Source organism: Ignavibacteriales bacterium (genome assembly GCA_015709675.1).
In the GTDB taxonomy this organism is placed as follows: Bacteria; Bacteroidota; Ignavibacteria; order Ignavibacteriales; family Ignavibacteriaceae; genus H2-BAC3.
This window is the reverse complement of sequence record CP054182.1, coordinates 422970-447628: the sequence shown is the minus strand read 5'-3', so window position 1 is coordinate 447628 and position 24659 is coordinate 422970. Positions and strand designations below refer to the sequence as shown.

Here is a 24659-nt window from a genome sequence, read left to right as displayed (position 1 = left end):
CTGTTTTTGCACACTCATCATAAGATATGGGTGCTGATATCTCTGCCGGAGTATCTTTGTTTCGTAACAAAAAAGAGGTATTTCATGAAATTGTTTTTACTGAGTGTAACGCTGCTTCTTCTGCAGAGCGTGCAGGCGCAATATTTTTCAAAAGTAACCAGCGGCAGTCACGTAACTGACGGAGGCAGTTCCAGGGCTGTTAACTGGATTGATTATGACAATGATGGTGATCTTGACCTGTTTGTAACAAATGGTCCGCAGGGAGGCCAGAATAACTTCCTCTATAGAAATGATGGCAATGAGGTTTTTACTAAAATCACTGACTCCCCCGTGACCCTTGATAACCGCTCTTCTGACGGAAGCACCTGGGGGGATTATGATAATGACGGTGATGAAGATCTTTATGTTACCAACTGGTACGGTCAGCCGAATCTGTTATATATCAATAACGGCAACGGTACCTTTACGCAGATTACCGGTTCTGCAGTAAGCACAAATAATACCTTCAGTGAAGCGGCATCCTGGGGTGATATGGATAACGATGGCGATTTGGATCTCTACGTCTGCAACAGCGACGGAGACCGACGGAACAATCTTTACCGCAATAACGGGGATGGTTCTTTCACCAGAATAACGACCGGGGCTGCAGTTACGGAAACGTATTTTTCACGAAATGCTGACTGGATTGATATTAATAATGACGGTAAACCTGACCTCTTTGTAACCAATGAAGGTAATCAGCATGAGAATGTTTATTATGGCAACGGTGACGGGACATTCAATAAAGCAGTACTGGCACCGCTGACAACTTCAGCAGGAAATACTACCAGCAGCAGCTGGGAGGATGTTGATAATGACGGCGACTTTGACCTGCTCATCGTAAATTATAACGATCAGAACAATAAGCTCTTTTTGAATAACGGCAACGGAACCTTTACAGAATCAGTACAGGGAAGTCTGGTTTCCGACGACGGAGACTCATTCGGAAGCGTGATGGGTGATATAGATAACGACGGAGATGTTGACATTTACATTACCAACGCCTTCAGTTCCGCAGGGCGGGTGAAAAACTTTCTCTATATCAACGACGGTACCGGAAAATTCACACGCGATACCGCTGATATCAGCGCGGTTGAGACCGGATGGAGTTACGGCTCAGCAATGGGGGACTATAATAATGACGGCTGGCTTGATTTGTTTGTGGCTAAATGTTTTGACAACTCTGAAAACAACTCTCTTTTCAGGAATAACGGCGGAGCCAATTCATGGATTAAGATTAATCTTGAAGGAACCGTATCCAACAGCAGTGCAATTGGCGCAATTGTAAGAGTTAAAACAATGAAGAACGGGATACCTCTCTGGCAGAGCAGAAGAGTTGCAGGGAGTTCCGGCTACTGCGGACAAACACTTCAGCTCCATTTTGGACTTGCTGATGCGCAGGTGACAGACTCCATTCTGGTGGAATTTCCTTCCGGTGTGAAGCAGGTACTCACACAGATCGCTGCAAACCAGACCCTTAGTATTACGGAGGACAGTACTTTATATACCGATATAGGTGAGGCACGTTTGCCTGAGGGCTTTGTTATCTATAATAGTTATCCCAATCCTTTTAATCCGGAAACCACCATACGGTTCTCACTGCCCGCGGCGGGATTTGTTGACCTCACGGTATTTAATCAAAGCGGAGAACTGGTTACCAGATTGGTTAAGGGAACGCTTTCAGAGGGAGAACAGCAGATCCGGTTTAACGCACGGGGGCTGAGCTCCGGAGTTTATTATTATCATCTGGTCTATAACGGATTCAGGCGCACGGGCAAGATGATGTATATACAATAAAAGGGCGGTGAGGAGTAAAATTTCCTGCGGAACGCTGCCCGAAAAAGACCCTTCTCTGTGTATGCGGAGAAGGGTTTTTTTATTCTGTTTATCAGGAAAGGTCACGAGGTGTCCAAGTGCATATCGGGTGGGGTTTTACCATAAATATCAGAGGACATCCTGAAGGAATGCGCTGCTATTTATCCCGGTAAGCAAAATCATAATTCATACTTCATCATTCATAATTCTATTGATATAGATATCTTTTGATCTTTAATGTCGGAGTTTTTTCGAACGGGTCGGTTTGTTCTATGAATGCTGAAAGCTGCGCGTATGATGGTATTTTACTATTGATTTCAGATTTTATTGCTTCAAGCTTCTTTTTGATTTCTGCCGCGGCTTCTACAACGCTCAGCTTAAGCGGTGTGAAAAGTTCATCCAGAGCCTTATAGTCGAAGTGCACCCGCGCCATGATCTTGCCTTCCTGCTCATAGACCAGTGACTCCAGCACATACTCCTGCTCATTGATAAGCGCTTCAATCTCTTCGGGGTATATATTTTTTCCGTTGGCACCCAGAATCATATTCTTGCTTCTTCCCTTAATGTGTATATATCCTTCGCTGTCAATAAAGCCGAGATCTCCGGTTCTGAACCAGCCGTCAGAAGTGAAAACCGCACTGGTTTTGGCCTCATCTTCATAATAACCTGGCATCACATTATCTCCCTTAACGGCTATTTCGCCGATGTGGGTTGAAGGATCTTTATCAAGAATGCTTACCTGCACACCGGGAATTGGTCTTCCCACCGTGCGGGGTTTATAGGTCTCTGACGGATTGCCTGTTACCAGCGGTGAAGTTTCGGTTAAGCCGTAGCCGACTGAATAAGGGAACTTTCCTTCATGCAGAAACTGCTCCGCGTCTTCGGCCAGCGGAGCTCCGCCGATACAGAAAAGCCGCATTCTTCCGCCAAAGGTTTCCATGAGCTTCTGCCCCGCTTTTTTGTGAAGCACTTTCCTCATGAATGGCGCTTTGTGAAGTGTACGCAGGATTGCGCTCTTCTTAAACGCAGGGAGTATTTTATTGCGGTAAATCTTCTCCATAATCAGAGGAACAGACATCATAATTGTTGGTTTTACCTCCTGCAGAGCAGGGAGAAGAACAGCGGGGACCGGCATACCGTTCAGATAATAAATACATGCGCCTGAATAGACGGGAGTTATCATTCCGAGTGTGCATTCAAACGTATGGGAAAGGGGTAGTATGGAAAGGAGCGTATCGGTCTGCTTAATGCCCGACATCTCAACCGTGGCCAGTACATTGGCGACGATATTTTTATGGGTGAGGACAACCCCCTTTGAGTGTCCCGTGGTGCCGGATGTATATATCAGCGAGGAGATATCATCTTCGGAAGGAATATAATCACTTTCCTGCTCCTGTGAACCGAAGACCGCATCGCGGATTTTTTCAAGACTTTTTTTGCCTTCTTCGGCGAGAGTCTCAAGAAAGCCGTTTTCTTTTTTTACGGAGAGCTCTGTCAGTTCATCCATGTTGAATATTTTTGTCAGCGAAGGATAATCATCATTTTCAACCTTGGATAAATATTTTGAAGAGACAAAAAGCACTTTTACTTTCGCGTGACGGAGTATATAATCAATTTCAACGGCGCTGAAGTCATACATTACAGGAACAGCAACTGCTCCCATGGTGGTGACGGCAAAATAACAGACCGGCCAGTTGGGCATATTTTCAGCAAGGAGCGCAACACGGTCTCCTTTTCTCACCCCTGCGGCTTTGAGGGTATTCTGGAGCCGGAAAATCTGATCGCCGAATTCAGTATAAGTGACCGGCTTTTTACCTACCCATCCGATCGCCGGATTTGCGGGATAGGTTTTTAAGGAATGCGCGAGAAGTGTGTGTAGCGTTCTGGGTTGCATGAGGATCATCTTTCAAAAAATTATTGTTCTTTTTCAGCAAAGCTGTTTAACGGGCCCCAGGAGGATATATGTTTTCTAACTGCTGAGTAAGGAAGTGTTATGCGAATCTCTCCCATTACATAGGGTGCAACTTCATAAGGATTATAGATGAAGGTGATACCCTCTTCGGTCGGGAAGAAGACCTGGCTGAGATGGAATCTGCCTGAACTGAACCAGAAGCCGTGGTCATTAATATCTCCCGAGGAGGGAATCTCCATGATGGTGCGGAATTCCTTTTCAGCAATCTGCAGGACTTTATCCATTTCATCTTTATAAAAAATATCTGCCGGAGTAAAAATATGGCCGGTCGCAAGAGAGTAGTTATATACAGAGGTAAAAAAGTTCGGATGCGCGCCGCCGGTATATCCCCCCTCAAAAACTCCGACAGAAAAAACACCTGCCCGGTTAAAATAGACTGAAATCTCCCGCAGATAATTCATCGGGGCTGAGAGAAATCCTTCCCCCCACTCGTTCCGTTCAGCAGCAAGTTCTTTTATGAACGTTCTGGTTACATCATCCGGATTTTTTCCGAAGCCTTCTTTCAGAAAATGCCGGTGGTTTTCAAGACTGATTTCCGCCCGGAGTTTATCCAGCACAATGGCCGCGATGCTGTTATTGGTGCTTCCGGTAATCTCCGGCCAGGTCATATATCCTTCAATGCATCCGGCGGCTGTATCACGTCCGTATTCGGGACAGTCGGGAGAAGCACTCACTGCTTTTTTTATCCGGTAGAGGATTGAATCGTTCTGTGCCGCCGCGGGAATAGAGAGGAGTAAGAATAAGATAAGAAGGTATACGCCCCGTGGGGTGTTCATGCTGCTGGTCCTTACAAATTATGAGAATTCAGTAAGGTAAAATAGCGAATAGCAATATGAGATGAGCGCGGAAAATTACTGCGGCTGCTCCTTAAGGCCACTGCCGGATCAGGATGAAAAGCTGAATGAGGTGCCGGGGTAAAGTTCATTACCTCACGGAGAAAAATCCTGCACTAAAAGGGGAGAAATAACGCCGCCTGGCAATATTACGACCCGTTTTTTTAGCATTTATGCCCGCCGGTGCGTAAGTTTCGGAATCTTGTTTTCTGAAATCTCATCAAATTAATGGACGAACAAAAACTGATAGAACTGGCTAAAGCCGGTGACCGCAAAGCTCTGGGAGATCTGGTAAAAAAATACACCCAGACCATTTACAACTTTGCGTACAAAATCTGCCGTGATAAGGAAAAGGCGGAAAACACCATGTCGGAAACGTTTCTCAGCATGGTAAAAGCAATACATCAGTTTGACGGAAACAGCAAGCTCTCTACCTGGCTATACAGGATAGTGGTAAACCATTGTTTTATGCTTGCCCGGGCGGATAAGTCTCATCTGTTTAACGATCCCGAAACGGATGAGGGGCTGTTTGACGACCGCTACTTTACTGACTGGAGCTCTCTTCCGGTTAAGAATGTGGAAAATGAAGAACTCCGCCAGGTACTGGATGATGCAATCTCCAGACTTGCGCCGGAATACAGGGTGGTGTTTATGCTGCGCGATGTTGAAGGAAATTCTACGGAGGAAACGGCCGACATAACCGGTCTTACTATAGCAGCGGTCAAAAGCCGTCTGCACCGCGCGCGTGCGTTTTTACGAAAAGAAATAACGAAAGCATTTCAGAAATGAGCGAAAAAAAAGTTACCTGCGGTGATGTGATGAATCACATCTGCGAAAGTCTTGGAGAGGAACTGGCTGCTCAGCGCTGCAAGGATATACGCGAGCACCTTTCAAAATGTACCTGCTGCCAGCAGTATTTTGAGTCAGTTGAGATGACCATAGACTTTTATAAAAACTATAATTTCACCGCATCGGATGACGTTTGCAAGAATCTTCTCAAGAAACTGAATCTTGAATGATGACTGCTGATGAACGGAGGAAGCTGAGCGCTTCCTGAAACCGCATGCAGCAGAATGATTTTACTCCTCCAGAGCGGAGGAATTCCCGCAGTCCCGACCTTCAAACATTCCCGGAGTTACCCCAGTCATGTATATACTCAGAACTTTTTTCCTTTTGTTTTTGCTGACAGGCATTATGGCCTCACAGACACCGCAGCTTAACCTGATGCCCTATCCGAAAGAGATTGCTCTTACCGGCGATCACTTCCGGCTTACAAAGGATTTTGATATATCCATATTCGGCAGTGAGGATGCAGATCTTCAGATGTACGCAACGCGCGTGCTTCGCCGGCTTTCAGGCAGAACCGGCCTCTTCTTTCCGCAGGATTATGTAACCTCCGCTTCACGGTATGACTCTTCCGATCTGAAAATTTATGTTGAGCGCCCGGGAAAGCTGCAGATTAACGAAGATGAATCCTATTACCTGAGTATCTCTTCTTCCTCGGTTATGCTTAAGGCACAGACGACCTTCGGGGTTATGCGCGGACTGGAAACCCTGCTGCAGATGCTTGCCTCTGATGCTGCAGGCTATTACCTGACCGGTGCGCGCATTAATGATGAACCGCGTTTTACCTGGCGCGGGCTGATGCTTGATGTCTGCCGCCACTGGATGCCGATGGATGTGGTTAAGCGCAATATAGACGCAATGGCCGCTGTCAAATTAAACGTGCTTCATCTGCATCTGAGTGAAGATCAGGGCTTCCGCATTGAAAGCAAAAAATATCCGCAGCTTCATCTGCTTGGCTCAGACGGCGACTATTTTACCCAGGAAGAGATTAAAGATATTATCCGTTATGCCGGAGCCCGCGGCATTCGTGTTTATCCAGAATTTGATGTACCGGGACACACCACCGCATGGTTCCTCGCTTTTCCTGAACTGGCATCAGCGCCCGGACCTTATAAAATTGAACGCAACTGGGGAGTGTTTGACCCGACGATGAACCCGACTATTGAGCGCACGTATGAAGTCCTTGATACACTTTTTACTGAAATGGCAGCTCTCTTTCCGGATGAGTATTTCCACATCGGCGGTGATGAAAATAACGGCAAACAGTGGAATGCAAATGAGGATATACAGAAGTTCATGAAAGAAAAGGGGATTAAGGATAATCATGAACTGCAGGCGATGTTTAACAAAAGAATTCTTCAGATACTTACCCGCAACGGAAAGAAGATGATCGGGTGGGATGAGATCTTTCAGCCGGAGCTGCCGAAGGATATTGTAATCCACTCATGGCGCGGGGTGAAATATCTTTTTGAATCAGCCCGGAAGGGATATATGGGGATACTTTCTAACGGCTATTATATAGACCTTATACAGTCAGCCGAATTCCATTATCTGAACGACCCTGCGCCGGTTGACTCAGTGCTGACAGCCGAAGAACGCGCACGCATACTCGGCGGAGAGGCAACCATGTGGGCTGAACTGGTTACTCCGGAGACGGTGGATAGCCGCATCTGGCCGCGGACGATTGCCATTGCCGAGCGATTCTGGTCACCGGGAACCCTGCGTGATGTGGAGTCCATGTACAGCCGGATGGAGCAGATAAGTTATCAGCTTGAGGAAACCGGAGTGCTGCATATAAAGAATTATGAAATGATGCTGCGCCGCCTGACAGGTTACCGCGATATCACCCCGCTGAAAAAACTTGCCGATATTGTTGAGCCGGTTAAGATATATACCCGTCACCGCCAGGGAGTGAAATACACAAGCTACTCCCCCTATACACGAGTGGTTGACGCGGCTCGTCCGGAAAGCATGATCTCCCGCCGGGTAAGACTGCTCTTTAAGGAACTGATGGAGGGGAACACGAAGAACGCTGCTGAGTTAAAATCAATCCTGAAGGGAATGAAAGACAATCACGCGGCCATGAAAGAGCTTTTCCTGCAGTCTCCCGTGCTGCGCGAGATGGAGCCGATATCGGAGAATATAGCAAAGCTGTCACAGCTGGGCATCGAGGCGGTGGATATATATCTCTCAAAGAAAAAGCCGGCAAAGAACTGGCATAAAAATGTTGAGCCGGTATTGCTGGAAGCCGAAAAACCATACGGACAGACGGAAATTCCGTTTGCAAAAACCGTCAGTGAATTTGTGCATATGCTGATAAAATAATAATTACAATCTGTAGAGACGATGCATGCAATCTCTCTATTGGGGCATATGAAATCAACAATATATTTAAAACCGTAAAGCCACGCCGCGGCGTGGCTCTACAGTGTTTTGTAATGTATGAATCAATATATCCGATAATCTCCCATCAATTCATAATTCATAATTCATAATTCATACTTCATATTTCATAATTCATACTTCATATTTCATAATTCATATCACAGATTTGTCATGCTGAACGGTATGCTCACGCCGATATTAAAGGTCAGGATATCAGTTTCGGAGGTTGTTATATCGTATGATACTTTGCCGTTGGCTGCGTCAACCTTTACGCCACCTTTTTTAATGTAGTCAGCTTCGGTTCCGACCAGATAACGCATTTTAATATCCAGCCATACCGGAATATCCCCTTCATTTTTCGGTGAATATACCTTAATCATCACACCCGCTCCGGCGCCGTAGCTCCAGGCAAAGTCATCAAAATTGGTGGAAGATGTAACCTCTTCACCGGAAAGCTGATTTCGCACGGTGGTGCTGGTATATAAGTATGAAGCTCCGAGGAGTACGTCAGCATAGGGGCGTACCAGCGTGTTATTTGTTGAAAGACGGAGCATTGCGTGAAAATTCATCAGGTTATAACTGCGGTCAACATCCACGGTTACATCAGGAATGGTATTGCTGAATGCTGCTTCTCTTCCCTCGCTGCCAAAGGTAAAAAAGCTTACGTTGCCGCCGAGTCCGTAGCTTACCGCTCCTGCTTTTGCGGTCAGGAACATCCCTTCAAGACTTCCGCCGATGCCGGTGGTTTTATTATTGGCGTAAAAATTTCCGCGGGGAAAAGCAAGGGTCAGATTCACTCCCGCGGTCTGGGCGAGTGTGTTTTCTGAAATTACTCCTGAGAGTATAAGAGCAAGGGTAATTACATATATTTTTTTCATAGTCTTTCGGAATTCGTTAAAAAATGTACGGTAAAATTACGAAAAAGCAGAGGAACTCTGCCTAAACTGCATTAACCGGCAGGGGGTGTATATAAACGGACGGAGGTGAGGATAAACGGGGAATCAGACAACCGATTCAGGGGGGAAATCTATCATTACCGTGGTGCCGCTTCCCGGAACACTGCTGATGCGGATGCCCCATCCGAGCGACTGAAGGATGGTACGTGAGAGTGACAGCCCCAGCCCCGTGCCCCCTGCACTGGATTTTGTGGTGAAAAACGGTTCAAAGATCTTCTGCATATGTTCGGGCAGGATGCCTGAACCGGTATCGCGAATCTCAAGCGAAGCGCCCCCCTGCCTTGAAACCACTGATATATAAAGATATCCTCCCTGAGGTCCCGCCGCCTCGAGTGAATTTGTAATCAGGTTAATAAGTACCTGAGAAAGTTTTGCGCGGCTGCCTCTCAGAAAAAAAGAATCGGGTATGGCAAGAAGCGGAGTAACCTGCCGCTTGTTGGTCTGCGGAGTGAGTAAACGCATTACCCCTTCTGCGGTTTCTTTCAGACTGAAGGTTTCATTTTCCCCCTCCGGCTCCGCGCGGGCGATATTTTTCAGATCCATGATGATTTTGGTAATGCGCTGCGCCCCCTCGTGCATATCAGCCATCACGTCACCCATTTCCGACTTAAACTTCTGATACGGAAGGGAGCCGACCCTCAGTGAGGAGGTATCGGGTACATTGCTTTCGATGATTGAAAAAATTTCGCGGAAGCTTTTTTCTATAAAAGGAATATTAAACAGAATAAATGAGTTCGGATTGTTAATTTCATGAGCAACACCGGCAACCAGCATACCGAGCGAGGCAAGTTTATCCGACTGCTGAAGCTGCATCTGCCGCTCACGCTTTTCCCGTTCAAGATTTTTTGCTTCCGTAATATCGGTCAGGCGCACCAGCGAGCAGAGCTCCCCCTTTATATATACCGGTGAGGAGATAACCATACAGGCAACCGGATTTCCCCCGCTTACAGTTATTTCTGCCTCCGCGCCGGAGGAAAGAATCTCTTTTTCATCAAACTGACGGTAAAAGCCTGAATCCTCAGGAGATATATAATCATGCGGAAAACGGCTGCGGATAATATAATCATCATCCCTGCGCGTGAGAGCGGTAAAGGCACTGTTATAACTGATGACCCGGTATGAGCCGTCGGTAAGGAGCAGAGCGTCAGCGGAGGAATCAAACACGGATTTATAGAGATGTTCGCTTTCACGCAGCGCTTTTTCGGTTATTCTTTTCACATTCAGGAGCTTGCGTATATCCTGCGCCAGGGTGTTTATCTCATCCTTGCCGGGCAGCGTGAAGCTTACCTCCGCGTCCTCATGCTCGCGGAGATACTGCAGAATGTCACTGAGCTTTCTGACTCTGATGATAAGTTTTTTATAAAACAGCATGGCAAGAAAAAGGGAAATCAGAAAACCTGCTGTTACGGAAATAGTCAGGATAATAACAGAGGACCAGGCCGTTTCATATTTGTGATGGGCGGGATAATAAATATGAAGAAACCCGAGCAGGGTAAATCCGGCTGTTATAACCGAAAAAAGGTAGAGAAGGGTTCTCCCCAGCAGGGTAGCTGAGAAAAACTCCCGGAGCCGTGGTGTCTGATTTTCTGGTGTATCCATAAAAGTAATGATTTACAAAGGGCAAGTTACCGAATTCAAAAGAAACAGAGATGTGATGAGGGAATAAAAAACCCCGGCAAGTTACGAAAACCGGCCGGGGTGCACTCAAAATACAGGGACGGATTACTTAAGCAGAGTCATTTTTCTAACCTGGCGGAATTCCTTTCCGTCAGCGGAAACTGCCGTGAAGCGGTATATATATATACCTGAGGTCAGCCGGAGCGAAGCGGCGTCAATCAGGTGTTTGTGGTATCCTGCAGAAAGACTTCCGTTAAGCAGTGAAGCCACCTTTTCGCCGGTAACTGAATAGAGCTCCAGGGTAACGCGGGCGTCAGCCGGAAGCTGGAAATCAACCGTGGTGGCAGGGTTAAACGGATTGGGGTAGTTCTGCGATACTGCGAACTCAGAGGGAACCCCGAGAGAAACTTCAACCACCGGGCTGTATTCATAGGAGCCGTCAAAGTCTACGGTCTTCAGACGGTAGCTGTAGGAGCCGGCAGCCACATTCCGGTCGGTGAAGCTGTAGGTTCTGATTTCAGTGCTGTATCCTGCTGCTGCAATTTCACCGGCGGCAGTCCATGAACCGCCTGAAATCATTCTTTCAACGACAAATGATTTGCTGTTCAGCTCGGTAACGGTAGTCCAGGTAAGGATTACGTTATTCTCGTTAACGTTTGCTGAAAATGAAGCCAGTTCAACCGGGAGGGGAACCAGACCTTCATCAGCGCCGACGTATGGTTTTGATGCATCGCGGGTATTGCCGTCTATATCATCGGTAATCCATGCAACCGGAGTTCCTGCCAGTCTGAGATCACCGAGAGAAGCGCCTGCCAGATGCAGATCAACTGAATCAACAAATGAAGCATTCACAAAGTTTGAATTCTGCTCATGAGGAGCCGCTGAATCACGGTATTGGGTAATGCTGTTATAAACAAAACCGCCCCATCCCGCGTGCAATGCCGCGCTGTCAGCGCCGTAATATATATTATAATCTATATCAAGAGTTCCGGCCGTGACAAGCGTGCTGATAAAGGATCCGGTATGGAGTGCGCCTGCAGTGCCGCCGGTTCTGCGGTTAATGATCAGATTGTTTTTTGCGTAAAAGGAGGAAGTGTCACCGGTATTGCTTTTAACAAATCCTGCCGAAATAATATTGCCTGCTGTGCCTCCGGTATGCGCACCGCCTATATAAATGGTGTTATAAAATAATTCCGCTGTATAATCACCTGCGCCTCCGAGCTGCACTCCATAAACTGAAGTTTTTGTGCCGTTATCCAGCGCGAGAGATATCATATTGTTATATATCTGAAGCGTTCCTCCGTTTGATGTGGAAGAAACGGTAATACCGCGTAGAGTGGAGGTAGAAGTGTTCGCAAGATTATAGATTTTATTATATGCAACTTTATTGGTTCCGAGAATAATGGCAATATTCATACCGGAATGAGCGGCATTGTAGAACTGGGTCTGGTAGATTTCGTTTCTGGTAAATTCAAAGCTGTTTGTGCCTGAAAGAACCCAAATGCCAGCAAAGCCAAAATCATAAATCTTGTTGTTGCGGATGACAATATTTTTATTCGGGTTAGCAGCGGTTCCTGCAATACCGATGCCTGAACGTCCGCCGAACACTTCATTATATTCAAACAGATTATCCGAGTTGCCTTCCGGATTGTTTGCCGAGAGCTGAAACTCAACGGTTCTTGGTCCCGCGCTCAGCTGAGTGTATCCGGCAAATTTGCAGTTCATTACATGGTTATTGGTTGCGCCGTTAAGGTAACGGAGTGCTGAGGAGTTTGCGCCTGTTGTGGCAAGGTTCTGTATGGTCATATTGATAGCTGAACCGGCCGGGCCGTTGCCTGCGTTTCCGTTAATAACCACATAATCCGCACCGTCAAGCTGCCAGGATGGGGCGTTGGTTGGTGTTCCGCCAACGGTTACCATGGTAACTCCGGCGGCTGGATACACCTGAATCTTCTGTGATGCGCTTGCGCCATCCTTCTGTGTGAAGGAGATAGGATAGGTTTCATTAGCACCTGTGTAGGTCTGCTGAATAACAATCCGGTATCCCTGGGTCATGGGGGAGGGAATGGCATTATAAGCCGCCTGCAGTGAGTTGTGGCTGCTGACCAAAGCATCGGCAGCATCCCTCAGCTCAACTGAGTTATCCTGTGCGGTCGCCAATACCGGAAACAGGAATGCGAAAAGAAATAGAAGCCGTTTTGTCATGGGGAGATTCCTTATTATATGATTTTTGATGAACGACACGAATTTCAGAATCTGTTAATGCAGGAGAGGCAAGGGACAAAGAAAACTGCATTTAAGGAAAAATAATAATGAAAAAACGGTAATCTGACAAGAAAATACGTATGTGACCGCCTGCCCCGGCCGGGAAAGAAGGAGCAGGGATATCCGGGATAAACTTTATTTTTCTTCGTATTTTGTGACTGATTAATTTTCAAAGAAAAAGTATCAGTTCTGGAATTATGGGAGCGCATTACTAAAAACCCCCAGATTATGAATGGGGTGCCCTGCATCAGGAATTTACGGATGCCGGTATCAACAATTTTATCAATGCTCGCCGAAGGATATGACGAACAAAAAATTCTTCGGGAATTTGATGAACTTGAGCCTGAGGATATAAAGGCCGTTTTAAAATTTGCCTCAGAAATCAATGTACAATGAACAATGTACACCTATGCGGGGCGAAATCCTGTTTATCCTCACAATCCTTAAATCGTGTTCGACTCCCCGATGGGCCGCCGATTTTACGGATGCAAGCAGCGCGGATTAAAACGGATCGGAAATCAATGTACAATTATGCGGGGCGAAATCCTGTTTATCCTGCCAATCCTTAAATCGTGTTCAACTCCCCGACACAAGTTCTTAACGCAAAGTATTTAAAGTTAACGCAAAGTCCGCAGAGAAGAAAAAAGTCATCAGTACAGACTGATGATAATCAGCCTCTTCCCTCATTCAAACATATATATACAACAAACCCCGCTCATCTGAACAGGGTCTGCTGTATTAAAGAACAACTATGGGGGATTTCGTCTTACGACTTCTGCTCCCATATCTCCGCGATCTTCACGATAACACGCACCGCCATTTCCATATCCTGAATGGCGACCCATTCGGTCTTGGAGTGGAAACTGTGTTCACCCGCGAAGATGTTCGGCGTGGGGAGCCCCATGAATGAAAGGCGTGAACCGTCCGTACCGCCGCGGATAGGCATCATCCGGGGCTCAATGTTGAGTGCCTTCATTGCTTCAACAGCGTAGTCGGTTACCTGCGGATGATCCTTGAGTATATATCGCATGTTGCGGTACTGCTCATGCACTTTGAAATCCATACGCGAGCCGGGGAACTGCGCAATGGTTTTTTCAGCGAGGTCTTTCAGGAAGTCTTCATACTCTTTCAGCTTTTCATCAATGAAGTCACGGATGATAATGCGGAGCGTGGTTTCTTCTTCGGTTCCTTCAAAGGTAATGCAGTGAACATATCCTTCGCGCCCTTCAGTTGTCTCAGGGGAGAGACGGTCTTTTGGGAGCGATTCAATAAAGCGCGATGCAATCTTGATCGAATTGATCATCTTCCCTTTTGCATAACCGGGATGAATATTGCGCCCGATAAACTTGAGGGTAACCATATCAGCGGAAAACGTCTCTGATTCAACTTCGCCGCGGGTCTGGCCGTCAACCGTATATGCATACTGCGCTCCGAACTTCTTTACATCGAACTTGAATGTGCCTTTGCCGATTTCTTCATCAGGGGTAAAACATATCTTTATATCACCATGTTTTACTTCCGGATGAGACATCAGATACTGCACAGCATCCATGATTTCAGCCACGCCGGCTTTGTTATCTGCTCCGAGAAGCGTTGAACCGTCGGAGGTGATGATGTCGAATCCGATCATGGTTGCAAGGTCTTCATTATCAGCAGCGCGGATAACCTGCCCGTCCATCGGGAGCGGTATATCACCCCCCTGATAATTCTTGTGGATCATCGGTTTTACATTTGCACCCGATACTGCCGGAGAAGTATCAACATGCGAGATAAAACCCACAACAGGAACGTTCTTCGTGGTGTTGCCCGGAACCGTTCCGGTTACATAACCCCACTCATCCATTGCGGCATCCTTTACACCGAGAGCGAGCAGTTCTTCCACCAGAAGGCGTGAGAGATCTTTCTGCTTTTCTGTTGAAGGGAAAGAAGTTGAATTTTCATCTGACTGTGTGTCAATGGTTACATATTTCAGAAACCGGTCAACACAGGTAAATTTATAATTTTGATCGAACATTATATATATCCTTATTTAGAGTTTAATCATTTTCAGGTTTGCCGCGGAGTGAATCCCATATCATATACGAAGCCAGCAGGCCGAGCATCATGATGGCAACCAGTTCAGCCGCGTGGCTTTCAAACCACTCGGCATTCACCCAGTTATATCCTAAGTAGCGGAGGAATGCGGAGACCACACCCATCAGAGCGCCGCCGGCAATGAATCCGGATGCGATCAGCGTACCGCGTTCGCGGCGTGCGTTGTTAATTTTATCATCCTTGCTTCTTGTTGAAACAAAGTGGGCAATAAGACCGCCGACCAGCAGCGGAGTGTTCAGTTCAAGCGGTATATACATGCCAAGGGCGAATGCAAGCGCGGGAACGCCGAGCGAAACAAGAATCAGTGACATCATTGCTCCGGCAAGATAGAGCATCCACGGCGCGGGCTGATTATCCATCAGCGGCTGTATGACTGCTGCCATAGCGTTTGCCTGAGGTGCGGCAAGAGCGCCTTCGCCTGAGAATCCGTAGGTATCATTCAGAATAAGAACAACATATCCAACGGTAGCGGCTGAAATTAGAGTTCCGAGGAACTTCCAGCTCTGCTGCTTGTAAGGAGAAGACCCAAGCCAGTAACCGATTTTTAAGTCGGTAATAAATCCGCCCGCCATACTTAGTGATGTGCAGACAACACCGCCGATAATCAGCGCGGCAGCCATTCCGGTCTGACCGGTAAGTCCGGCTGAAACCAGTACAATGGAAGAAAGGATGAGCGTCATCAGGGTCATGCCCGATACGGGGTTGGTTCCAACTATGGCAATAGCGTTAGCTGCAACAGTAGTAAAGAGGAATGCAATAACGCCGACAATCAGCAGTCCAAGGAAGGAATGGGTAAGTGAAAGCCCGATTCCTCCGAAGAAGAAAAGGAAGGTAAGAATAAGCACAAGCACGATTAAGGAAACAACCGTTGCCATGCTTAAATCGCGCTCCGTACGGATTTTATTTCCGTTCGCCGCCTTGCCTCCGCCGATCTCCTTAATGGCAAGAGCAAACGCGCTCTTGATAATTTTTGATGAACGGATAATGCCGATAACACCTGCCATGGCAATACCGCCGATACCGATATGACGGACATAGTTGCGGAAAATTTCTTCCGCGCTCATTTCCGAAATCAGCTTGGTAACATTAGCCCCAAGCGGTGTGCTCATCTGTTCACCTATATACGAGACCACGGGAATCAGAACATACCAGGAGAGCGCCGAACCGGCCACGATGATGGCTGAGTATTTCAGTCCCACGATATATCCGAGACCCAGAACTGCTGCGCCGACATTAATCTTAAACACAATGCGCATCTTATCAGCAAGTTCCTGCCCGAAAGCAAAAACCCGGGTGGTGAACACTTCTCCCCACCAGCCGAACGATGCAATAACAAAATCATATATACCGCCTATCAGGCCGCTCATCACCAGCACCTTGGCGCTGCTTCCCCCTTTTTCACCGGCTACCAGAACCTCGGTGGTTGCGGTTGCTTCAGGGAAGGGGAACTTGCCATGCATTTCCTGCACAAAATATTTACGGAAAGGGATGAGGAAGAGGATGCCAAGGAATCCGCCGAGCAGCGAGGCAAGGAAGATCTGGTAATAGGGGATATCCAGTCCGAGTATATACAGCGCGGGGATGGTAAAGATGGCGCCGGCTACAACCAGTCCGGAGGTAGCTCCGACCGACTGGATAATCACATTTTCGCCGAGCGCGTTTTTCCGTTTCATCAGAGCGGAAAGCCCGACAGCCATAATAGCGATGGGGATAGCGGCTTCAAACACCTGCCCGATTTTAAGCCCGAGATAAGCAGCCGCGGCGGAGAAAAGTACGGCCATAACAAGACCGGTTCCGATTGAGTAGGGTCCGACCTCGGGGGGATTTGAACCCGCCGGCATAATCGGCTGATAACTTTCACCTGGTTTCAGTTCACTGTAAGCATTTTCCGGCAGTCCTTTACCGGTTGATGTGTGCTCCATAAGCGTAATCTTTCGTCTGGTTTTAAAAGAACATATCCTTCTAACTTACAGCATAAAACGGGAAGAATAAAAGAAAATTGTGAATGGTGAAGTATGAATTATGAATTTAAGGGGGCTGCTGAATTTCCGGTCATTCCTGTAAGACCGTGAGAGCCCCAAATCCCGCGCAGAGATGCTTAGCCACAAAGGGTTTATTCCCGGTTAATGCAGTCCTTGTTGTCGTTGCAGACCTTCTGGCTCCCGTGTCCCGGGTGCAGGAAGGGACGATCCCGGAGTCCCGCATGCTGGAAGGGGGAAAGCTTTAAAATCTCCAGTAAAGCTCAGAGTTTAAAAAGACGCAAATGCCAAATTAAGAAAGCCCCCTCTTTTCAATACAGATTTTTATAAACACACTACCCGCAGCCCGCAGAAACATATATGCAGTTTAAACATAGTTTGTCAGAAGAGAGGGGGTTGGAGGTGAGTTTGAAGGCGACAAACAAGCTATGCAACTACACAGCCAAAAAAGAGATTTAACGTCACCCGGTGCTCCAACCCGCCGCGACGGGTCGCCATAGTCTCCGGCAGTTGCAGCAACCGCTTCGCGCCAGACCGCCGGGGTCGGTATAGTTCAGCCATTCATACTTCAGAATTCATATTTTTTTAGTAAGTTTAAATAATCAATATTCCTTGGGGGAAACATTCCCGGAGACAAGACCCCTCAAAGAAAACCTCAGATACATTTGAAAGGAAAAAACTTCAAATGCTGCTGAACACTATTGCAGCGGACAATGGATAAAAAAGAATTTTCCGAAAGAGATATTTGCACCAAGTTTATAACCCCCGCTCTTGAAAAAAGCGGATGGGATAAACAAAGGAATATCATAAGCTCGGTAAATTAAAAAATCAGGAAAACCAAATACTTCTGCAGCAAGTGCTCAGAAAAGCACTGGCGGGGTGAGGAATGATTAAAACAATAAAGCATTTAATCCAAACTAAAGGTTGGATACTCGGAATATAGTTTGGGGATATTTTTAAGATTGGTAATCCTTTGTGTTGTCATCCTAGTCTTAACGTCAGCAACAAGATGAACGTTAAATTCAAGGTTTACCCCGTTTAAGTTAAGTGAGGTTAAATTATTTGGATTCTGCTCCCCTTCTATCAAGCTTATTATTGTTAAAACAATTGCCATTAAAATTTCTGCTCCTCCGATAATCACTTCATCTCTTTCTAAGGGGTTTAACGCAGGCAGAACTTTTCGATAAAACTCAGCTTTTGTAATTGTACCGCTCTCAAATAATTTAAAGACGGAAGGATTTTTTAATTTTAATCCTCCAAGAAAGTAGAAGTAAACCAACAGATAGCTTATTTTTGTAATATTTTTATTCTTATTGTTAAGTGAGTAGATATTGTGCATAATATATTGCTGATCCCTAAGAGATAATTTCATCAAAATATTAGTAACCGCAAAGGGATTAAGACCTTTATAAGATTCATCAAATTTGTCAATGTATATATTGTTTGAAAGAACAACTTTATCAGCACACTTGTTAAAATATTCCGCGGAAAACAAGCTTGGAATAGCAACTTCATGATCAATTATGCGTATTAGATAACCTTCGATATTGAAATCGTTTCCATATAACGTTTTCAAGGAGTGGCTGAGTTGGTTCTTATCGTATGCAATAATGAAAACTACCCCGGGTACACTTAGTATATGTTTTATTCTTTCAAGCAGTTTTAGTGCGTGGGGAGGCAGACAGCGGTCCAGTTCATCAATAATAATTATCAGTGGGGAGTCTGTATTTTCGTTAATTATTTTAGCAAGCGTAGCGATTGAATCTGAAAAACGATCAACAAGTTCTTTTGCCCCTTTTAAGTCCTCAATCCTCTTCTCAAGCAAAGTAGCCTGTTTTTCTTTAATTTTTTTAACATTATCCTTTGTATCCTGCAGATTTATAATTCCCTCGCTGACATAGCTAATAGAATTAATTAAAACTGATTTTATAAATTGTGTTCCATATAACTTGAAATCATTTAATACTTTCTTGTATTTTTTAAGAGTTAAAACTTCTTTAAATTTTGACTCCATTTCAAAATAGATGGCTATGAGCGGATCTTCGTAAAATTCATACTTCCAGGCGTTAAAGTATATTACATCTTTGTTTTTTCCCTCAGCATGCATTTGCAGCATTTTTAAGTAGGTAGATTTTCCTGTTCCCCATTCTCCCGTGATGCCTACAACAGCAGAGAGCGGAATTTTTCTAAAAATAAACTGAGAACAAAATTGGTGAATATGATCACGAAAATTCAAGACATCATTTTCGAATGGGTTCTCTTTGGTTATAAGAATATCGTGGACCAAGGTCATCCTGCTTCCCTTTCTGTGATTAAAGAAATATGTTCATGAAAAATAACGAAAATTACATTTAAATTAGACCAATACAACAATGGTCATAATCGGCATTCGGATTTGGGAAAAAGAATGGCACAGGGGAATAGATTTTCTCCTTCCCTGATCCCCATTATTTTTTGTAACTTTGCACAATGACTAACAGAATAGCAGTAAACCCGGATATCATTCTCTGGTCTATTAACCGGGCCGGATTGAATTTGCCTGAGTTTTTGGCAAAAAACTCCAGCATTCAGCTTTGGCTTGAGGGAAAAAGGCAACCCACAGTTAAGCAGCTTCAGGATTTTTCCAAAAAGGTTTATCTGCCGTTTGGTTATTTTTTTCTCCCCGCACCCCCTGACGAAAAAATTCCGATACCATATTACCGCACGGGGAGCAGTCCCTCTGACAGGATTAATATTAATGTTTATGATACCATACTGATTTTACAGCAGAGGCAGGAATGGCTTAAAAATTATCTGAATGAAAACGGATTTGACCCTCTGCCATTTGTTGGGAAATATAAATTAGGGCAGGATATTAAAACTATTGCCTCGGATATTCGCTCTGCACTCGGGCTGAAAGAAAACTGGGCTTCTGATTTCTCAACCTGGCAGGAGGCGTTGGTGCATTTAGACCAGTGCATTGAAAATATTGGCATTATAACAGTTATTAACGGGGTGGTTGAGAATAACACACATCGCCCTGTTCCGGTTGATGAATGCCGGGGCTTTGTGCTTACGGATAATTTTGCCCCCTTTATGTTCATCAATAATGCTGACTGGAAATCCGCTCAGATATTTACCATGGCACATGAACTGGCACATATCTGGACCGGGCATAGCGCGGGATTTGATTTTAGAAAACTGCAGCCATCTGACGATCCGGTTGAAATTTTTTGCGATAAAATAGCCGCGGAATTTCTGGTCCCTGAAGATGCTTTCAATAACATCTGGAATGAAAGCACCGGCATAACAGGATGCGCGAGACATTTTAAGGTTAGTGAAATAGTTATAGCACGCCGTGCGCTTGATACCGGTAAGATGACAAAGAAGGAATTCTTTGCCTTTTGGGATGACTATTCTCAGAAAGAATTTATAAAAAAAGAGAAGCAGGGTTCCGGCGGAAATTTTTATAACACATCAAACAAACGAATAAGTCTTACCTTTGCCGGTCATGTTAATCATGCACTAAAATCGGGACAGCTCCTTTACCGCGATGCCTGTCATTTAACCGGGCTGCACGGGGATACATTCGCTAATTTTATGTCGGGGTTGAAGTAGATCCGATGCCGGTCTATGTAGTGGATGCAAACTTTTTAATAGAAGCACATCGCGTATATTACCCGATGGATGTAGTACCGGGGTTTTGGAATAAAATAAGTGCATTAGCCAAAGAAGATAAAATTATAAGTATTGATAAAGTCGGGGATGAAATTTATAACAATAAGGATTTGCTTGCCCACTGGTGCGAAAATAATCTTCCGGGAAATTTCTTCCGTGATACATCAGGGGTAATGAATGAATATGCTCAGGTTTTCCGTTGGGCAAATTTTAAGAAAGATTATGTTGTCCAAAAAGCTATAGAGGATTTTTGTCATGCTGACAGAGCGGATGCATTTCTTGTTGCATATTGCCTTGCCGAAAAAGAAAACAGAGTGTTAGTTACGCAGGAAGTAAGCCGCCCGGAATCCAAAGTTAGTATAAAAGTCCCTGATGCTTGCATTGCCTTTGGTGTCAATTATGTCAACACGCTCCAAATGTTCAGAAATCTTAAAGAGACGTTCTAGCATTAAGGGTGGTGTTGGGGTTATACCGTTGAGAATCATCCCGAGTTTAATATATCACTGGGCTCCCGCGCCGTTTCCCGTAAACTATAATGTCACCACTTCGTGGTTTGGGGTGCCGGGGTATATATTTTCTGCTATAATAATATCATCACTTCGTGATTTTCTTCCGCCCAAAGGATCTCGTGCAAAGCCGCAAAGAGACTAAACCCCTTCATTTTAAGCCCCCTCTTTTCAATACAGATTTTTCTAAACACACTACCAGCAACCCGCACAAACATATATGCAGCTTAAACTTAGTTTGTCAGAAGAGAGGGGGTTGGGGGTGAGTTTTTTTGTGCGTCGGTGCGGGGTTTTACATTTAAGCGGGTGTGCTGACTTGTTACATTATTATTAATGGGTCACCCGCTACGCGGGTTCAGGGGTGTGGTATGTATTTGGATTCTATTAATGGGTCGCCGCTACGCGGCTCCTGAGAGGTACGGGGAGATTTGTTCGGTTTTATAATATTTCACCGCTAACGCGGTTTAGGAATCCTGGTATTTTTCCCAGCCCTATTAACCGGTCACCCGCTCCGCGGGTTCGGGCGTGTTATGATATTTACAATTGCTATTAACAGGTCACCCGCTCCGCGGGTTCGGGGGTGTTGTGATATTTACAATTGCTATTAACTGGTCACCCGCTCCGCGGGTTCGGTATTTTTTGTTTTAGATATTTTCCTGTTAATATTCTGCCCCGAACGGGACAATAATAATTTAGCATCAGAGATGCGATATATCAATAGGGGTGTCTTCAATCAAATTTTCGAAGCGCCGCAGGTGCGACATATCAAAGTGCCATTTTTGTGAAGTTTGTTAAAACCCAATCACAATCAATAAATTCTTAAGCCCCCTCTTTTCAATACAGATTTTTACAAACACAATACCCGCAATCCGAAGAAACATATATGCAGTTTAAACATAGTTTGTCAGAAGAGAGGGGGTTTGGGGGTGAGTTTGAAGGCGACCAGTAAACGCAAAGCAAACAAAGTTCAACGCAAAACCCCGCAAAGTTTCACCCGCCCACACAAGTTCAATTCTTCATTCTTCATTTTTTCATTTAAAATTCTCAATTCTCAATTCTCAACTATCAATTAACAAAGTCAACTGCTTCCTTCACCTGACTCCGCTCTGTCACGCAATTACTTTTGCCACCGTATTTATAATAATTATGAAAGGCAACGTACTAATGCACAAATGGTTTGAAATCTTCCGGACGGGTAAACACACAGACTTCGCCGGAAGAACCAAAGAGTGGACTGAAGCTGATCTGGACAAGATTGTCTCCTCCTACAATCCCGCTCAGCATGAAGCTCCCATTGTCATAGGCCATCCGAAGGATGACGCTCCGGCTTACGGATGGATCCAGGCCCTCAAACGCAGCGGCGACCGTCTTCTCGCCCTCCCCTCCAGGCTCCTTCCTCTCTTTACCGAGGCGGTTAAAAACGGATTCTTCAAAAAACGCTCCGTTGCCCTGAATCCCGACGGCTCTCTCCGTCATGTCGGGTTTCTGGGAGCCGCCTCTCCTGCCGTTAAGGGGCTGGCTGATCCGCAGTTCAGTGATGCTCCCGCCGATGCTCATATATATGAGTATCAGGAGCACAATGCAGCCGATGAGTTCCGCAAACAGCTTGAAGAGCTCCGCGCTCTGAATGATAAGCTTGAGCAGATGCTTAAGAACGAAACCGCATCAAAAACAAAGCTGGAAGAAGAGCTTGGCAGGATAAAAGAGGAATATACCTTCTCCGCACTGAATACCTTTCTGGATGCAAAGATTGATGAAGGCGTTATCACTCCAGCCCAGAAAGAGGAACTGCAGCAGATTGGCGTAATGCTCTTTGAAAAGGAGGGTGTGCCAAAACTGATGGAGTTCGTCTCTGCTCTGCCGAAACAGGTTACCTTCGGAGAAATAGCGGTAAAACCTGAACAGCCCCGCGCGGCTTCGGATATTATGGCCGATGAAATCCGCAAAAGAACTCTCTCCCCGCGCTGATACTGAGTATTAAATATATATAAACGAAATAAGAAAGGACCCAATATTTGAAATTACGAGAAATCTCTTCATCCGATCCGCTGACCCAGCAGGTCATCCGGCAGATGTCACTCTACGGCACGCTGCTTGGTTTTGCTGAATTCTACCGGATGTCAGGCAATGCTGACTATCTGCGCCGCACTGCCACAGCAACCGGCGGCCGCTTCCGTGCGCTTGATAACGACTATCCCGATAATACGGTCACGCCGCAGTATATAACCCCCGCGCTCAAAATTCTGGGGGATAAGGTGATGGTTGATGCCGCGCATGAGAGAAGAGGCATTGATGTTGCAAGCATCCGTGCTTCCGAGCTGCTTAACTTTGCCGCGAATCTGGGCAAGCAGTTCCAGAACTTCTTCGTCAACGGAAGCTCTGCCTCGGACGGGAATGCTTTCGACGGACTGAAAGTGCTGGTGACCGGCTCTCAGAAAATCACTGCTGATGCAAACGGCCTTTCGGTTGATCTGGGGAATACCGATGCCGCGAAGAAAAAGCAGCAGACGTTTTTGGAACTGCTGGATGATCTTATCTCCCGCGTTGACGGCGGTGCCGAGCTGATTCTGATGGATGCCAAAACGCTCAGCCGTCTCGGCTCCATTGCCGCTGATATGGTGACCATTGATTCGGATGATTTTGGCAAGCCGCTCAGCCGCTTTAACGGGATACCGGTTCTCCCCGCCGGCTTTGACCGGAGCGGAAACAAAATCCTGCCTCATAACGAAACGGTCGGATCTTCCACTACCTGCACCAGTATATATGCTATGCGGTTTGGGGAGAGGAATAATCTCACCCTGCCGAGCAATGTCGGGGTTGAAGTAAAAGACCTCGGCAGGCAGGGGGTACACTATATCCACAGCGTTGAGTTCGATACCGCTCTTGCTCTTGCAAACAGCAAGGCGGCAGCCCGGCTCGAAGGTATTATCATCTCCTGATACCTTATCTCCTCTCCTGATACCTCATCCTGCTTTCCCTGCCCATGCCGGTTTTCTCCTCTCCGGCCGGGCGGGGAAGTATATATAACATTATGAAAGGAATAATTGTGATAAAACCAGGTTCAAGAAAATTTACCGGATTCCTGCTCGCGCTTTTCAGTTTCTCCGCGCTGACCATTCTGACGGTCTGCCGTGTTGAGATGGAGGCCTCAGTGCTTCCTTCATTTGTGTTTCAGCTTGCCTCGGCTTACGGCATCATCTGCGGTCTCTTTTTCGGGAGTAATGTGCTGGTGCACTACGCAAAGAAAGGAGCCCCCGGCAGTGAAAAAAATTCTGATTGATTTGCTGCTGCTTATCCTTGCCGCGGCTGTCATCTGGTGGTTCATTGAGGGAAGAGGCTCCCGCAGCAAAATACAGGTGAGAGATACTGCTCCGGCTGATACGGTATATATACAGGGAACCGCGGATACTACAATTGCCGAAAAAAAGTACCGTCACAGAGTCGCGAAAAGGAGGGAAGAGCAATCCGCGCCGGTCACGCTTGTTACAGAAAGTTATACCGCGGTGGTTTCACTTGAAGAGGCGGCAGATTCGGTAGCGGTGCATTTTGAGATTCTGGTACGGGAGCGGGAGATTTTCCGGGTTGATACGGTGCGGGTTACGGAGTATGAGTGTAATGCTGAGTGGTATGCTGCTGCTGCGGGGCTGGTTGTTATAGTCCTGGTTTTATTGGCTGCCAATTTTTAAACGCAAAGT

The 24659-nt window shown here is 46.0% G+C and carries 19 protein-coding genes; 11 read left to right on the top strand and 8 right to left on the bottom strand.

Features of this window, described 5'->3' with window-relative positions:
• Positions 1-84: 84 nt before the first annotated feature.
• Positions 85-1836, top strand: coding sequence for a VCBS repeat-containing protein (locus HRU80_01525; GenBank protein ID QOJ27613.1), 1752 nt, complete (start codon positions 85-87; stop codon positions 1834-1836).
• A 226-nt stretch (positions 1837-2062) separates the two neighbouring features.
• On the opposite strand, the gene HRU80_01520 is transcribed toward HRU80_01525, so the two are convergent.
• Together HRU80_01520 and HRU80_01515 are read right to left on the bottom strand one after the other, a co-directional pair.
• A complete protein-coding gene (locus HRU80_01520) occupies positions 2063-3757 on the bottom strand; it encodes an AMP-binding protein (protein QOJ27612.1) in 1695 nt (564 codons plus the stop codon).
• Between the two features lie 11 nt (positions 3758-3768).
• The gene (locus HRU80_01515) at positions 3769-4602 is read right to left on the bottom strand and encodes a DUF3298 domain-containing protein (GenBank protein QOJ27611.1); all 834 of its coding nucleotides are present in this window, start codon (positions 4600-4602) and stop codon (positions 3769-3771) included.
• Between the two features lie 285 nt (positions 4603-4887).
• On the opposite strand from HRU80_01515, the gene HRU80_01510 reads away from it, so the two are divergent.
• The 3 genes from HRU80_01510 (at position 4888) to HRU80_01500 (ending at position 7830) form a co-directional block, all read left to right on the top strand.
• On the top strand, positions 4888-5448 hold the full coding sequence (locus tag HRU80_01510; GenBank protein QOJ27610.1) for a sigma-70 family RNA polymerase sigma factor: 561 nt from the start codon (positions 4888-4890) through the stop codon (positions 5446-5448).
• Positions 5445-5678 (top strand): hypothetical protein, encoded by a 234-nt coding sequence (locus tag HRU80_01505; protein ID QOJ27609.1) that lies wholly within the window; start codon positions 5445-5447, stop codon positions 5676-5678. Before HRU80_01510 ends, HRU80_01505 begins: the two co-directional genes overlap by 4 nt.
• 127 nt (positions 5679-5805) lie before the next feature.
• Positions 5806-7830, top strand: coding sequence for a family 20 glycosylhydrolase (locus tag HRU80_01500; protein QOJ27608.1), 2025 nt, complete (start codon positions 5806-5808; stop codon positions 7828-7830).
• Positions 7831-8048: 218 nt separating this feature from the next.
• Here the strand turns inward: HRU80_01500 and HRU80_01495 are convergent, their stop codons facing one another.
• The 3 genes from HRU80_01495 to HRU80_01485 all read right to left on the bottom strand — a co-directional run bounded on the left by HRU80_01495 (position 8049) and on the right by HRU80_01485 (position 12668).
• Positions 8049-8768, bottom strand: a complete 720-nt coding sequence (locus HRU80_01495) for a hypothetical protein (GenBank protein ID QOJ27607.1) — start codon at positions 8766-8768, stop codon at positions 8049-8051.
• A 123-nt stretch (positions 8769-8891) separates the two neighbouring features.
• Positions 8892-10445, bottom strand: a complete 1554-nt coding sequence (locus HRU80_01490) for a PAS domain S-box protein (protein ID QOJ27606.1) — start codon at positions 10443-10445, stop codon at positions 8892-8894.
• A 123-nt stretch (positions 10446-10568) separates the two neighbouring features.
• Positions 10569-12668 carry a right-handed parallel beta-helix repeat-containing protein gene (locus HRU80_01485; protein QOJ27605.1) on the bottom strand — a complete coding sequence of 700 codons (2100 nt, stop codon included), beginning with the start codon at positions 12666-12668 and terminating at the stop codon, positions 10569-10571.
• A gap of 249 nt (positions 12669-12917) precedes the next feature.
• Here HRU80_01485 and HRU80_01480 point away from each other — a divergent pair, with 249 nt between their 5' ends.
• Positions 12918-13124: a DUF433 domain-containing protein gene (locus tag HRU80_01480; protein QOJ30423.1), complete on the top strand. Its 207-nt coding sequence runs from the start codon at positions 12918-12920 to the stop codon at positions 13122-13124.
• A gap of 370 nt (positions 13125-13494) precedes the next feature.
• Here the strand turns inward: HRU80_01480 and pepT are convergent, their stop codons facing one another.
• The 3 genes from pepT to HRU80_01465 form a co-directional block, all read right to left on the bottom strand.
• Complete coding sequence (gene pepT / locus HRU80_01475) at positions 13495-14742, bottom strand: peptidase T (GenBank protein QOJ27604.1); 1248 nt, start codon at positions 14740-14742, stop codon at positions 13495-13497.
• A gap of 22 nt (positions 14743-14764) precedes the next feature.
• Positions 14765-16744: an oligopeptide transporter, OPT family gene (locus tag HRU80_01470; protein QOJ27603.1), complete on the bottom strand. Its 1980-nt coding sequence runs from the start codon at positions 16742-16744 to the stop codon at positions 14765-14767.
• Between the two features lie 964 nt (positions 16745-17708).
• Positions 17709-19088 (bottom strand): hypothetical protein, encoded by a 1380-nt coding sequence (locus HRU80_01465; protein QOJ27602.1) that lies wholly within the window; start codon positions 19086-19088, stop codon positions 17709-17711.
• A gap of 182 nt (positions 19089-19270) precedes the next feature.
• On the opposite strand from HRU80_01465, the gene HRU80_01460 reads away from it, so the two are divergent.
• From HRU80_01460 to HRU80_01435, 6 genes are all read left to right on the top strand, one after another.
• Complete coding sequence (locus HRU80_01460; protein QOJ27601.1) at positions 19271-20398, top strand: ImmA/IrrE family metallo-endopeptidase; 1128 nt, start codon at positions 19271-19273, stop codon at positions 20396-20398.
• Positions 20399-20403: 5 nt separating this feature from the next.
• Positions 20404-20904 carry a DUF4411 family protein gene (locus HRU80_01455; protein QOJ27600.1) on the top strand — a complete coding sequence of 167 codons (501 nt, stop codon included), beginning with the start codon at positions 20404-20406 and terminating at the stop codon, positions 20902-20904.
• A 1224-nt stretch (positions 20905-22128) separates the two neighbouring features.
• Positions 22129-22932, top strand: coding sequence for a hypothetical protein (locus HRU80_01450; protein QOJ27599.1), 804 nt, complete (start codon positions 22129-22131; stop codon positions 22930-22932).
• 47 nt (positions 22933-22979) lie between these two features.
• The gene (locus HRU80_01445) at positions 22980-23903 is read left to right on the top strand and encodes a hypothetical protein (GenBank protein ID QOJ27598.1); all 924 of its coding nucleotides are present in this window, start codon (positions 22980-22982) and stop codon (positions 23901-23903) included.
• A gap of 107 nt (positions 23904-24010) precedes the next feature.
• Positions 24011-24244 (top strand): hypothetical protein, encoded by a 234-nt coding sequence (locus tag HRU80_01440; protein QOJ27597.1) that lies wholly within the window; start codon positions 24011-24013, stop codon positions 24242-24244.
• Positions 24225-24650: a hypothetical protein gene (locus HRU80_01435; GenBank protein ID QOJ27596.1), complete on the top strand. Its 426-nt coding sequence runs from the start codon at positions 24225-24227 to the stop codon at positions 24648-24650. Before HRU80_01440 ends, HRU80_01435 begins: the two co-directional genes overlap by 20 nt.
• Positions 24651-24659: the final 9 nt, after the last annotated feature.